At 33.8% G+C, this 12,527-nt stretch carries 15 protein-coding genes and 1 pseudogene; 4 read left to right on the top strand and 12 right to left on the bottom strand.

All coding sequences use genetic code 11. From position 1 onward, the window contains the following. Positions 1 to 11: 11 nt before the first annotated feature. The 7 genes and pseudogenes from PQF83_RS16910 to PQF83_RS16880 form a co-directional block, all read right to left on the bottom strand. Positions 12 to 587, bottom strand: a complete 576-nt coding sequence (locus PQF83_RS16910; protein ID WP_001093337.1) for a biotin transporter BioY — start codon at positions 585 to 587, stop codon at positions 12 to 14. Positions 588 to 710: 123 nt separating this feature from the next. Next, on the bottom strand, positions 711 to 2,324 hold the full coding sequence (locus PQF83_RS16905) for a long-chain fatty acid--CoA ligase (protein ID WP_000980191.1): 1,614 nt from the start codon (positions 2,322 to 2,324) through the stop codon (positions 711 to 713). A gap of 137 nt (positions 2,325 to 2,461) precedes the next feature. Beyond that, a complete protein-coding gene (locus tag PQF83_RS16900; protein ID WP_001214697.1) occupies positions 2,462 to 3,112 on the bottom strand; it encodes an ABC-2 transporter permease in 651 nt (216 codons plus the stop codon). Next, positions 3,113 to 3,964: an ABC transporter ATP-binding protein gene (locus PQF83_RS16895; protein ID WP_000067338.1), complete on the bottom strand. Its 852-nt coding sequence runs from the start codon at positions 3,962 to 3,964 to the stop codon at positions 3,113 to 3,115. A 46-nt stretch (positions 3,965 to 4,010) separates the two neighbouring features. Then, positions 4,011 to 4,799 (bottom strand): helix-turn-helix domain-containing protein, encoded by a 789-nt coding sequence (locus PQF83_RS16890; protein ID WP_000505599.1) that lies wholly within the window; start codon positions 4,797 to 4,799, stop codon positions 4,011 to 4,013. A 296-nt stretch (positions 4,800 to 5,095) separates the two neighbouring features. Further along, positions 5,096 to 5,170: pseudogene (locus PQF83_RS28510) on the bottom strand (GNAT family N-acetyltransferase); the annotation flags it as partial. Positions 5,171 to 5,247: 77 nt separating this feature from the next. After that, positions 5,248 to 5,451: a hypothetical protein gene (locus PQF83_RS16880; RefSeq protein WP_000810212.1), complete on the bottom strand. Its 204-nt coding sequence runs from the start codon at positions 5,449 to 5,451 to the stop codon at positions 5,248 to 5,250. Between the two features lie 152 nt (positions 5,452 to 5,603). Between PQF83_RS16880 and PQF83_RS16875 the strand changes: the two genes are divergently transcribed. Continuing rightward, positions 5,604 to 6,416 carry a GNAT family N-acetyltransferase gene (locus tag PQF83_RS16875; RefSeq protein ID WP_000104270.1) on the top strand — a complete coding sequence of 271 codons (813 nt, stop codon included), beginning with the start codon at positions 5,604 to 5,606 and terminating at the stop codon, positions 6,414 to 6,416. Between the two features lie 171 nt (positions 6,417 to 6,587). Then, positions 6,588 to 6,809 (top strand): CsbD family protein, encoded by a 222-nt coding sequence (locus PQF83_RS16870; protein ID WP_000160414.1) that lies wholly within the window; start codon positions 6,588 to 6,590, stop codon positions 6,807 to 6,809. 200 nt (positions 6,810 to 7,009) lie between these two features. Here the strand turns inward: PQF83_RS16870 and PQF83_RS16865 are convergent, their stop codons facing one another. After that, positions 7,010 to 8,488: a DUF4822 domain-containing protein gene (locus tag PQF83_RS16865; protein ID WP_002163553.1), complete on the bottom strand. Its 1,479-nt coding sequence runs from the start codon at positions 8,486 to 8,488 to the stop codon at positions 7,010 to 7,012. 396 nt (positions 8,489 to 8,884) lie between these two features. Between PQF83_RS16865 and PQF83_RS16860 the strand changes: the two genes are divergently transcribed. Continuing rightward, positions 8,885 to 9,313 (top strand): cytidine deaminase, encoded by a 429-nt coding sequence (locus PQF83_RS16860; RefSeq protein WP_001019672.1) that lies wholly within the window; start codon positions 8,885 to 8,887, stop codon positions 9,311 to 9,313. Positions 9,314 to 9,425: 112 nt separating this feature from the next. Here PQF83_RS16860 and PQF83_RS16855 read toward each other — a convergent pair whose 3' ends face one another. Genes PQF83_RS16855 through PQF83_RS16845 form a run of 3 tightly spaced genes read right to left on the bottom strand, consistent with a single transcriptional unit; the run spans position 9,426 to position 10,982 of the window. Further along, positions 9,426 to 9,674, bottom strand: coding sequence for a DUF2164 domain-containing protein (locus tag PQF83_RS16855; protein WP_000981073.1), 249 nt, complete (start codon positions 9,672 to 9,674; stop codon positions 9,426 to 9,428). Between the two features lie 14 nt (positions 9,675 to 9,688). Continuing rightward, complete coding sequence (locus tag PQF83_RS16850) at positions 9,689 to 10,147, bottom strand: peptidoglycan recognition protein family protein (protein ID WP_000402952.1); 459 nt, start codon at positions 10,145 to 10,147, stop codon at positions 9,689 to 9,691. 13 nt (positions 10,148 to 10,160) lie between these two features. Further along, complete coding sequence (locus tag PQF83_RS16845; RefSeq protein ID WP_002163551.1) at positions 10,161 to 10,982, bottom strand: protein phosphatase 2C domain-containing protein; 822 nt, start codon at positions 10,980 to 10,982, stop codon at positions 10,161 to 10,163. Positions 10,983 to 11,108: 126 nt separating this feature from the next. Here PQF83_RS16845 and PQF83_RS16840 point away from each other — a divergent pair, with 126 nt between their 5' ends. Next, positions 11,109 to 11,918: a YitT family protein gene (locus tag PQF83_RS16840; RefSeq protein WP_000251335.1), complete on the top strand. Its 810-nt coding sequence runs from the start codon at positions 11,109 to 11,111 to the stop codon at positions 11,916 to 11,918. Positions 11,919 to 11,938: 20 nt separating this feature from the next. Here PQF83_RS16840 and PQF83_RS16835 read toward each other — a convergent pair whose 3' ends face one another. Then, positions 11,939 to 12,310, bottom strand: a complete 372-nt coding sequence (locus PQF83_RS16835; RefSeq protein WP_001261472.1) for a VOC family protein — start codon at positions 12,308 to 12,310, stop codon at positions 11,939 to 11,941. Between the last annotated feature and the right edge of the window lie 217 nt (positions 12,311 to 12,527).

Below are 12,527 nucleotides of genomic sequence, written 5' to 3'. Positions count from 1 at the left end.
TCTTCTCTTTCTTATCCCGCATTTGTATATTTGCTTCTCTTTAGAGTAGGCGTAATAATATATTTCAATGAACGGTGTAATTTTGTTACAAGAACTGCTGCTATAATCGCTTTTATGCAATCACCTGGTAAAAACACAACACTCACTTTCATCGTTTCCCATACAGAAATATCCATTACGAAAGCTTGCACAAGGATACCAAATACATAAACTACGAAAATACCACCAATTATATTAATACATAATACTTTTATAATAGAAACTTCACGTAAACGCTCAATTAAATAGCCAATGACAAACGCTCCAACGATATAACCAAGTAAATATCCTGCACTTGGCCCAACAAATACACTAAGGCCACCGCGTCCACCAGCAAGTAATGGTGCTCCTACTCCTACAATAAGTAAGAAAATAAGCTGACTTAATGCACCTAGACGTGATCCTAACAACCCACCGGCAAGCATAACACCGAGTGATTGCAATGTAATTGGAACTGGTGTAATAGAAAGAGCAATCGGAGGTATTAACCCTAACACTCCCATAATAGAACTAAATAAAGCGACGAAAACTAAGTTTTTTGTATTCATATTTGCTTCTCCCATTTGTAAACTTAAAATATTTTTTAGGTAACATATTATAGGAGTTATATTATCTTTCTATCTAGCATTTGTCAACTTATTTTTAAATTAGGTTTACAAATATAAATTCCATTATTTCTCTTTATGCAAATGCTCAAGTTCTTTCCGAAGCGCTTGTTTTAAAAACTTCCCAACAGATGTTTTCGGTATTTCTTCCATAAATACAATATCGTCTGGTAACCACCACTTCGCAAACTGTGGTTTTAAAAACTCATATATTTCCTCTTTCGTAACTGTACTATTTTTCTTTTGAACGACGCAGGCAACAGGGCGCTCTTGCCACTGCGGATGAGGAACAGCAACGACAGCTGCTTCAAATATAGCATCATGTGCCATTAAAGCATTTTCAAGGTCTACTGAAGAAATCCACTCGCCTCCGCTTTTAATCACATCTTTCGTACGGTCAACAATTTTTACGCAGCCTTCCTCGTCCACTGTGACAACATCACCAGTATATAACCAACCATCACGAAAACCTTCGACCGTACGCTCATCGTTATAATAGCTTGCAGCGATCCATGGTGCTCGTAAACATAGCTCTCCCATCTCCGTACTATCCCACTTCACTTCACCATTTGTACCGACTACTTTCATTTCTACACCAGGGACAAGATACCCTTGCTTTGATCTAATTTCTAATTGCTCTTCATACGATAATTCTGTTTCATAACTTTTTAAACGTGCAAGTGTTACGAGTGGGCTTGTTTCGGTCATACCATATGCATGGATGAAAGGAACATTGTGTTTCTGTTCAAATGCTTTAATAACACTTTTCGGTGCGGCTGCACCACCACATAGTATTCTCGTCATACTAGATAAATCATAACTATTATTTTCTAACTCTTGTAATACACCAAGCCAAATTGTCGGCACACCGGCAGCTAACGTCACTTTTTCAGATTGAATCATTTCTAATAAAATTTTCGGCGTAAACATCGGTCCTGGAAGAACTTGTTTTGATCCAAACCAAGTAGCAGCGAAAGGAAGTCCCCAAGCATTCACATGGAACATCGGTACAATTGCCATCGCCGCGTCACTTTCCGATAAAGCAGCTGTATCCGCTAAACCGAGTGCCATACAATGCAGTACAGTACTACGATGCGTATATACAACACCTTTTGGATTTCCTGTAGTCGCTGACGTATAGCACATACCAGCAGGTGTATTTTCATCAATATCTTTTACAAATTGGAAATTTGGATCGCCTTCTTCTAATAGCTTTTCATAATGATATACAGGTTCTAGCGTAGTATTTGGAAGTCCATCTTTATCAGTCATAATAATGTAGGCTTGTACAGTTGATAATTCAGATTGAATTTTTTCAACAAGTGGTACAAGATCTTCATCAATAAGTAGAATTCGATCTTCTGCGTGCTGAATAATGTATGAAATATGTTGAGGAGATAAACGAATATTAATTGTGTGTAAAACGGAAGCAATACCAGGAATAGCAAAATACGCTTCCACATGTCGATGATGATTCCACGCTAACGTTCCTATACGCTCGCCTTCTTTAATTCCTAATTTTTTTAACGCACTGGAAAGCCTTCTCGTTCTTTCACCTAACTGCTTATACGTTAATGTCGTAACTGTGTCATGTGTCCGTGAAACAATTTCTTTCTTCGAAAACAGTTTTTCTGCTCTTTCCATCATAGAACTAATTGTTAGCGGTACATTCATCATCATATTGGTTACATCCCCCTTTAAAGCGTTTTCATTTTTTTGTTTATTATAACAGACTTCCACAAATAATCACGATATTTTTCTGTATTTTCTGAATTATTTCTTTGGAAATAATTCAGAAAATACTAAGAGAAAACACATTAAAACTCCTTCTTACGATATATAAATACCGAAATAACAAAAGAAAAGATATATATAATAACGCCAAATATTGTATATAGAATGGAAACGTATACAGATAAATTTAAATTTGATATTGGAAATTGTTCTATTAGATAGCCAATTACACTTTGTAATCCAAAATAAGTTACAAGTCCCCCGCATGCGCCTCCAATTGTAATAGCATCAGATTTTTCTGCTCCAAAAATATAGAGGAGTGGATAGGCTATTGCTCCGGCATTAAGGATGATAAACGTCCCTAAAGAAACACTCTTAAATATCCCATCATCAATTGGTGTATCTGAAACGAAACTATGTATATAAAATATGCCATACGACAATAAAGTACCAATAATTACAACTAAAAAATAGAAAAGGTAATGACTTTGTACAATGTTATTTCTAGTAACCGGTAAAGTAAGTACATATTTTTCATAACCTGACTTACTCTCATATTTAATAACTTCAAGTGCAGGAATTGCAGCAAAAAAGATAATAAACGTAGCAATTAAACGGTACATTGAAGCATTACCAAAATAAAAAACAAATCCCGATCCTAATATCGCTATTCCCATGAACGTAAAGAAAGTTCGATACACTAGATAATAGTTTGTCAATAATAAACCTCTCATTTATTTTTCACTCCTCGTTAATAAGACACTCATTTCTTCTATCGAAATGGTTCTATGTGCAATCCCATTTGGTAGTTTATGCACATCTGATACAAGTACATTGAAATAAGAGCCATTATTCTTTTTCACCACAACTATATCTTTGTTGATTAAAGTTAGTTGTTCCTCATCAACATCTACAATGGCATAATTGTTCAAAACCTTATTCTTTTCTTCATTCAATAAAATTTCTCCATCTTTTATAATGATAAGATGGCTAGCTATTTTTTCTACATCACTCATAATATGAGAAGAAAGTAGTATACCACCATTACTTTTACTCACAAAACTTTTTAATTCCTCTAACACCTCTTCTCTAGATGAAGGATCGAGACCACCCGTCGCTTCATCTAGGATTAATAATTTTGCATTATGCGATAACGCAACAGCTATAGTTAGTTTCATTGACATTCCACGCGAGAATTTACCTACTTTCTCATTAGTAGGTAAAGAAAAAGTATGAACTAATCGATAAAAATTATCTTGATCCCAAGATTCAAACATCTTTTCAAAAACTTTGTTTAGTTGCTTTATCGTAAGATGAGCCGGTAGATTCATAGCATCAAATACGACTCCTATCTTTTCCTTAATCTTGGCATCTTTATTTATATTTTCTTCACCAAATATTTTTACTGTACCACTATCTTTAGAAATTAATTCTAGTACTGTTTTAAAGGTTGTTGATTTCCCAGCTCCATTGTTACCAATGAATCCAACAATTGATCCAGACGGCACATTGAAAGAAACATCTCTTAAAACAACTTTGTTTCCAAATGATTTACTTAAATTTTCAATTTCTAGAAGATTTGACATCATTACACTCCTATCTTAACTTTTCATAAAAATATGTTTTCTCCTATTAAAAATTATCCACTTTTTCTCTCACTTTCTTTTTCAGTTTAAAAATAAGACGATTACTATATTCTTTATTTTCTACTAAAATTCGATACGCCTCTAATACTCCTAACACACGAACAAAAAGATAAACTCCGATAGCAATAAGTACAACACAGTAAGGGTAATACTGCACTAATTCCCCTGAAGTGATATGCTTTTTCTCAAACAAAAACGGGATTGCGCCTGCAGCTATAAAACAAAATCCAACGATCATTACTGCAGCATACTTTTTCTTAATAATCGCATATCTCTTTGTGAATTCTTTTAGAAAGTTTTGATCAAATAATAGTTCTTCCTTTTTCAATACATTGTATCGACTCTCTTCTATCGTTACAGGTACCATCATCGCTCCAATTCCAAGAACAGCAACAATAATGACAAGGAATGTCGACATTGTTGCATTTTCTTTAAATAATAAATACGGTATTGTAGATAAAATGAGTAAACTAAATCCTAGCGCTATATATTTAGAAATTTTTTGTCCATACGCTATATACCCTTCTGCCATTTCCTTGCTTACGTAATAACCATTTTCCTTTTCGTTACTTTGTTCAGCATTTTCTTTTAATAAATAATCAAGAGATACTTCGAATACATTTCCAATCATTATTAATTTTTCAGTTTCAGGAAACCCTTGACCATTTTCCCATTTACTAACTGCTTGCCTTGTTGTGTTTAATTTCTCAGCTAATGCTTCTTGAGAAAGACCCTTTTCTTTTCTTAATTTAAAAAGCTTCTCACCAAATCCCATATGTGTGTCCCCCTTCGTTTTCTTAACTAAATTGTATGTAAACATAGCCCTTATCTCTATCTTCCTGCGGTTGCACTTTGTCAACTTACGGTTGCGATTATGTTATATAGCGGTTTTCTATAAGATTTAGCTAGTTTTCTTCTATGATTATAGCGTTTATAAAACACCCCACCTCGATAACCAATTATAACAATCAAAGGTAATTATTGTTATAAAAAATAAAAAACTCCTTTATTTATAAAGGAGTTTTCGATATGAAATATTCTAAGATGAGCTAATTTTTCTTTCTCATACTAATTCACAATTTCTTCTATACATTTTTGTACGTTGTGCAACGATTCATAAGCATCCCACACAGTATATGTTGTCATCTCTTTATATAAGGCATATTCATATATATGTAAATATTTCTCCTATTAACTTCCCTAATAAAAACACTTTTTAATAATCATAACGGCTTCTGCTTAAACTTTTCATAATGTCGTACTTTTAATAAAAGGACATTCCCGCAATCTGTACAAATATAAGCATCTACTGGTGAAGATGTGAACATCGTCTCCTTTTTCCGTATTTGTGCATAACCGACAAACTCACCTTCTCCTATATTTTGAGAACCACAATTAGAGCATGTCTGCACGTCTTTCTGTTTCATGAGAGCACCACCTTTAATCTGTTTCTACTCCCTTCGACAGTTCACTTCCATTTCCCTTCCAAAAAACCTCTTATTCTCTTACATTTCAACAGGAATCTCAGAACAAACATCGTATATGTACTATGAAATATATTTATTGACGGGGGAATCTCATGAGTACAATTATGACAATCAATACCGCACAAGAAATTGAAAACACAGAAATACATATGCTTTCTTCTAGATTAGCACTATTACAAGCAATGGACGGAAATCCAATGCAGGTACAAGTGAAAAAGTTCGGTAGTGCCACTGCCTTTTCATCAAAAGTAATTGCTGGTCCTGCTTTTAATACAGTAAAAGGCGTTACCTTTACAAATACAGATGAGATAGATGCGATTCTCTCTTATTATCAATCACTACAAATTCCTTGCCGTTTTGAAATTACACCAGCGCAAGGTACAGCTGAACTATTTCAATACTTATCTCAAAAAGGTTTTTATCAATCTAGCTTCCATACCGCTTTATATAGTACACCGCGAGAAGATCCGTCCCTTCTTCCTTCTAACATTTCAGTACGCAAACTAAAAGAAAATGAGTTTGATGTTTTTGCAGACATATATGTACGTGGATTTAACATGCCATCCTTTACAAAAGATGGCGTGCGCCAAAATAACGAAATTCTCCACAATAAACCAGGATGGCATTTTTTCATAGCTGAAGTTCAAAACATTCCTGCGGGCATTGGTGTCCTGTATATAAATAAGGGTGTCGCATCATTAGCTGCTTCTGCTACTTTGCCAGAATTTCAGCGTAAAGGTTGTCACACTGCATTAATTCAAAAACGAATTGAAACAGCTATTGAATCCAATTGTCATTTAATAGTCGGACAAGCAAGATTCGGTAGCAGCAGTCAAAATAATATGGAACGTGCCCATATGAAGATCGCTTATACAAAATCAATCTGGACCGCCAAAAACATATAATTAACATCCTTTCTCTTCTCATTACTACTTTATACACTTTATGACAATTCCTTTTCAACTCTATTAACCATTTGAATATTCAAACTAAATCTGTTACGCTATTGCTAGATACATCATTCAACTTGCAATATGAAAAGAGAATTCTAATCAAACTACAAGGAGGAGAAATGTATGACAAAGCATGATCATGGTTTAAAAGAAAAAGTAGAAGGTGCTATTGATAAAGTAAAAGGTGAAGTAAAAGAAGTTGTCGGGAAAGTAACTGATAATAAGAAATTACAAGCTGAAGGAAAATGGGATAAGGTAAAAGGCACTGCTAAAGATACTGTCGGTAATGTAAAAAAGAAAGTTAATGAATATAAAGAGAATAAAGAAAATAAAGAAAATAAATAAAAAACGAAAATGTAGGGTTGTGCAAGTAGTAAGTTACTAGATTTGAGAAAAGAGAAATTGCACCCATAAAAAATCATTTTAAAACGACAAATAGATGCCTCAAGGCATCTATTTGTCTATAAATAACTATTTTAATTACCCAACCCTTAAGCTTTTCCTTACTAACATTTTCTAACATAATGCTTTGCTACAGTAAAGGCTTACTTTGTGAAATTTGGTTTTAGATCACCTGTATACGGTTCATGCTCAACAAAGATTTTTATATCTTTTCCATTCGCATCTTTCCCCATTCTTGTATACGTAAATTTTTCTTTATTTAATTCTGTAAGTTCAAGAACTGCACCGTATTTATTATTTCCTAACGAAACGTGAGCTCTTATTTTATTACCATGTACAACATCAAAGAAACCGTAGTCTCCACGACTTTCTCCAGTATTCACATTGAAAAATTCGTATTTATTTGTATTTTTATCGTATTTTGCTAGACTGATTAAGTTTGAGTTATATTTTGTTACATCATTACCTTGGTCGTCTAATACCACCGTTCCGTTCCATAGTGTACTAGATAAAATTTCATCTCCATCAACATCTTTAACTATTTTACCTGTCGAACTTTCTAAATTTTTATCAGGCCGCGTGAAAGAAAGTTCTTTTTCATGGTACGGAATATGTTCAACAAACACCTCTACATCGTTCCCTTTTGTATCTTTCCCCATTCTTTTATATGTAAATTTCTCCTTATCTAATTGCGTTAATTCAACAACTGCTTGATAATTTTGCGTCTCAGAAATTAGTACTCTTTTCTTTCCATCATTCGTTATAAAAAAGGTACCGCTATCATTACGACTCTCTCCTGTACTTGCATTAAAAAATTCATACCTTGCCGTTTTAGCATCATACTTTGCAAGCCCGATGAAATTTTGATTTTCTTTCGTTACATCATTATGATCTTTGTCATAGACTTTTGTCCCTTGCCAGTTTGTTTCACCAAGTATACTAGCTAGTTGTTGCCCCTTCGTCTTTTGAGTTTGCTTAGTTTCTTGTATTGCATTGTATAAAAATTGTGCATACTGTTCACGCGTCACATCCATATTTGGAGCAAAATTTCCTCCGCCTACTCCTTTTGCAATATTATTTGTTTGAACAGCACTAATTGCATTGCTTGCCCATGAGTTCGTTGAAACGTCATTAAAAGTGTGATCACTCTTTGCCTTTAAATGAAAAGCATTTGTAAGAACTTGTGCCATTTCTGCACGCGTTAAGGAAGCCTTCGGTCTAAAATTCCCATGCTCGTCACCCTTAAAAACGCCCATTTCTGTTAAAGACAAAATCTCCTTTATATAACTTGTCGAATCTTCACTTACGTCTCCAAATGGGTTCTGATAATTTTTGTCTTCTGCCAAATTAAAATAACGATATAGTAAAGCTGCAACTTGTTCGCGTGTCACGTTATCTCCAAAACCAAATCTTCCATCATCATAGCCGAAAATGATTTTCTCGTCTGTTAATTGCTGAATCGCCTCATATGCCCAGTGCCCCTTTGGAACATCTTTGAATACCCCAGTATGATTCGTGTTTGGTGTAACTACTTCTGCTTTCACCTCTCCAGTCGTTTCACTTAATAGACTTCCACCTAAAACTGCTGATATGATACATGTTTTTAAAATTGTTTTATTCATAGCTTCCCAATCCCTTCCTTCATTTAACAAATAATTACACCACTTTTCTTTCAAAAGAAGATTCTATGTGCGCAATTTATGTTATAAATTTTGATTACAGCTAATGGAATACAAAGTGTTACACATCCAAATTTCTTATTTGTAGTATCAATAGCTGCTATATATAGGAATTATAAATAGGAACTATAAATTGCCCATAAACAAATTATTAAAAAAAGATAAAATTAAGATAATATATTTTTAATCTCAATTTTTTTATAAAAAACGTTCCTTTTGGCAAAAAAGATGGCTTGAAATTAAAAGTTCATTCTATTTTTTTGTTTATGTTATCATGATAAAAGAAAGAATATTCCGAAATAAAAAACCCTGAATTTGGGCAGAAATGAGGAAAAGAAATTGAATATTGAGCAACAATTATATGATGTGGTGAAACAGTTAATTGAACAAAGATATCCAAACGATTGGGGTGGAGCCGCAGCGATTCGTGTAGAAGATGGAACAATTTATACAAGCGTTGCTCCGGATGTAATAAATGCTTCAACTGAACTTTGTATGGAAACAGGTGCAATTTTAGAAGCTCATAAATTTCAAAAGAAAGTTACACATTCTATTTGTCTTGCGAGAGAAAATGAGCATTCTGAATTAAAGGTACTCTCGCCTTGTGGTGTATGCCAAGAACGTTTATTTTATTGGGGACCAAAAGTACAGTGTGCGATTACAAATGCTAAACAAGATATTATTTTTAAACCTTTAAAAGAGTTGCAACCATATCATTGGACAGAAGCATATCATGATGAAATGGCAAAAGAATGGAGTACGAGATAGAGGAATAAGTTTCATTATTTCCCTGATGACAATAAAAAAATGTCACGGCCTTTTCCAAATAAAACATCGAAAAAGGCCGTGACATAACACTTATTTTATAATTGACGAAAGCTTACTTCCCTTCATTTTTCTCTAACACATACAAATCTTCTTCAATATTAGATAGTTTCTCTGTTACAAGCTTTCTTGCCTCTCCAATTGCTTGATTGTATGCAAATGGTCCAACTAATTTAATCATTTCTTCTATTAAACGCTCTGCTTGGAAACGTCCAATTTCATCTAAATCTTCTTCAACGAAAAATTGCTGAATTTGTGCTACAAGCTCTTCTTTTTTATCATTTGGTATTTTTATATTCATCATCGTTTATTACTCCTCTATATGTAAGATAGTATGTTTCTTAACTCTACCATAGAAAAACGCTTTCCAGGACAACTTTTTGTAACGCCTTCTAGCTCCCTATGACCGAGTATATTTTCTTTCTTTATAGCAAACCGATTCATAAACATTTTACATAAAGAATATAATGCATTCATTTGTGCGGTAGTTGGATCATATTTATCAAAATTACCCGTCATACATATTCCAATTGTATCTCTATTATGATCTTTCGCATGTGCTCCAATATGTAAACCACGTCCTTCGACTACAGTTCCATCTTCTTCAATAAAATAATTGTAACCGATCCCGCTCCACCCTCTTACTTTTTGATGAAATTCATGTGTTTTATACACATCCCATCCATCTTCGGATGTATGGTGAATAATCAGTTTGTTTACTTTTTCTAAAGGAACTAATTCATCTTGAAATGCTAAATTTACACATTTAATTTCCATTTGAATATCCCCCTTAAAAATCAATCATCATAATTGTTTTATCATCTGGTCGTATTCTCTTTTCCCCTTCTAACTCTTCAATAATTGCTACATATTCATTTATACTATTCTTTCTTATATATGCAACAGTTTGTTCGAGTGGCCAATCTGGGTGGAATAATCCGTCTGAACAAATAAAAATCCCACTCACTTCATCTACATGTAATTCCCCATGCTGCAAATAATGAATTGCTTCTTTCATTCCATTCGCAACGGAATATCCCCCCTTCACATTTGCAAGATAACGATTGTATTTTAACTGTTCTCGCACATCTTGAAAAACATGTTCTTCTGGTACAGATAACCCTTTTTTACGATCTTCTTCTCTTTTCTTTTTTGCTCGTTTACTAATTCCTTCAACCGTATCTTTCGTTAATACTTGCATCGTTCCTTTTCGAAATATTGTGACAATCATACAGTCCCCTAACTGTGCGTATTCAATTTTCTCACCAACTATTTGGACTGCCGCGATACATGTGCACCACAAATGCTCTTTCTTTCTCGTATCTACTCCATATGCTAACATTTTTCTTTGCAATGCTTCATTTGCTTTTGCAACTGCAACTTGTAAACTATGATTTTCGCGGAATGAATTAAAATAACTTGCAAATAAATGTGAAGCGATGTATGCTCCATTATGTCCCTTTTCATCACGAAATGGGACAAGTGGTGTTGCACCGTCACATACACCATAAATCTTTTTTTCTTCATTACAAAAATAAGAATCCTCACATTCTTGCTTCAACGGGCTTTTCTGTTGATATTTTTTTATCTTCACAACTGTATCCCCTTTCAAATGGTAAAACACTCAAATTCTTTTGATTAATCTAATTTTCCGAAATAAACTGTTTTTACCCAAAACTTTCAATATCATATATAATCTTGAAATAATATGAATTTTTCAGTGAAGGACGGGAAAGAGATGGTCAGATTTCTTGGTGTTATTATTGGTTCTATTATTATTGCGATTGCCTTTAATCTTTTCCTTATCCCCCACAAAATTTTAAGTAGTGGAATTGGCGGAATTGCTATTATTTTAGGGATTGTAACTCCTGTAAACACAGGTATTATTAACTTTGTATTAAACTTACCTATCCTTATTTTAGGATACATAGGTCTTGGAAAAAAAGTCATTTTTAACACGATTGTCTCTGTTATTGTATTATCTGTTGCATTATACTATGTTCCAGTGAAAGTCGTAGCAACAGATCCACTTTTATCATCTATCTTTGGTGGTGTTATTGCCGGAGCTGGTATCGGTCTTGTTTTTAACTGTAATGGATCAACTGGTGGATTTGATATTATCGGTATGTTGTTATCTCGCAAAAGAGATATTAAACTTGGCGGATTCCTTATTATTTTAAATGCAGTCGTTGTAATCATTGCAGGATTCTTCTTCACTTGGGATGTTGCTCTTACAAGCTTACTTTCGATTTATGTAACTGGTAAAGTTATTGATGCTATTCATACGAAACATCGGAAGGTTACACTTATGATTGTAACAAATGAAGCAGAAAAAATGAAAAAACAACTTCTTTCAACTGTTGTACGTGGCATTACATTACTTGATGGCGAAGGTGCTTATTCTAGCGAAAAGAAACGTGTACTTATGACAGTCATTTCTCGTGAAGAATTAGCAAGTATGAAATTAACAATTTCTGAAATTGACCCTCATGCATTTGTTAACATTACAGAAACGGTTGAAGTATTAGGATTGTTTAGAAAAGGTTAAAAAACTAGGTGGATTTCCACCTAGTTTTTATTTTCCATAAATTCAATTCGATTTCCGAACGGATCTGACACATAAAATCGAATTACATCTGGTCGTGCATGATCATCTATTACTTCAATGCCTTGCTGTATTAACGCTTGTTTAAATTCATCTATGTTTAAAACATAAAAAGCCGGATGTGCCTTTTTAGCTGGGGTAAAGTTTTGCTCAACTCCGATATGAATCTCTTGATTTCCACACTTAAACCAGCACCCACCGCGCTTCTTTAATTCCTCTGGCTTTGGGATTTCCTCCATACCAATTTTATTACTATAAAACTCTCGCGCTTCTTCTTCACACCCTACAGGCGCAGCTACTTGTACATGATCGATCCCTTGAATATAAGTTCTCATTTTCTCTCCCCCTCTTCTACCCTAATGTTATAAGGAAAACCTACTCCTGTAACTTACAAATGATTTATAAAACAATATAAGCTCCCCTTATTACCACCCTATACGTACTTTTCCAAAATAAAGAAAACAAAATTTATTATATAACTTCCATTTTTTATAGAAATACACGTTACATCTATATTATAGTTATGAATAGACAAATCTTTTTAGATGCTAT

It is taken from the genome of Bacillus sp. FF-1, assembly GCF_028548245.1.
Taxonomy (GTDB): domain Bacteria; phylum Bacillota; class Bacilli; order Bacillales; family Bacillaceae_G; genus Bacillus_A; species Bacillus_A paranthracis.
Note: the sequence above shows the minus strand (reverse complement) of the source record. Positions and strands in the feature narration are given on the sequence as shown.

Bases quoted from the DNA above. Each gene is read 5' to 3' on its own strand.
- PQF83_RS16840 (WP_000251335.1), top strand. From the start codon at position 11,109: ATGGTCAGATTTCTTGGTGTTATTATTGGTTCTATTATTATTGCGATT.
- PQF83_RS16865 (WP_002163553.1), bottom strand. From the start codon at position 8,488: ATGAATAAAACAATTTTAAAAACATGTATCATATCAGCAGTTTTAGGT.
- PQF83_RS16900 (WP_001214697.1), bottom strand. From the start codon at position 3,112: ATGAGAGGTTTATTATTGACAAACTATTATCTAGTGTATCGAACTTTC.
- PQF83_RS16875 (WP_000104270.1), top strand. From the start codon at position 5,604: ATGAGTACAATTATGACAATCAATACCGCACAAGAAATTGAAAACACA.
- PQF83_RS16890 (WP_000505599.1), bottom strand. From the start codon at position 4,799: ATGGGATTTGGTGAGAAGCTTTTTAAATTAAGAAAAGAAAAGGGTCTT.
- PQF83_RS16905 (WP_000980191.1), bottom strand. From the start codon at position 2,324: ATGATGATGAATGTACCGCTAACAATTAGTTCTATGATGGAAAGAGCA.
- PQF83_RS16835 (WP_001261472.1), bottom strand. From the start codon at position 12,310: ATGAGAACTTATATTCAAGGGATCGATCATGTACAAGTAGCTGCGCCT.
- PQF83_RS16855 (WP_000981073.1), bottom strand. From the start codon at position 9,674: ATGATGAATATAAAAATACCAAATGATAAAAAAGAAGAGCTTGTAGCA.
- PQF83_RS16895 (WP_000067338.1), bottom strand. From the start codon at position 3,964: ATGTCAAATCTTCTAGAAATTGAAAATTTAAGTAAATCATTTGGAAAC.
- PQF83_RS16870 (WP_000160414.1), top strand. From the start codon at position 6,588: ATGACAAAGCATGATCATGGTTTAAAAGAAAAAGTAGAAGGTGCTATT.
- PQF83_RS16910 (WP_001093337.1), bottom strand. From the start codon at position 587: ATGAATACAAAAAACTTAGTTTTCGTCGCTTTATTTAGTTCTATTATG.
- PQF83_RS16880 (WP_000810212.1), bottom strand. From the start codon at position 5,451: ATGAAACAGAAAGACGTGCAGACATGCTCTAATTGTGGTTCTCAAAAT.
- PQF83_RS16850 (WP_000402952.1), bottom strand. From the start codon at position 10,147: ATGGAAATTAAATGTGTAAATTTAGCATTTCAAGATGAATTAGTTCCT.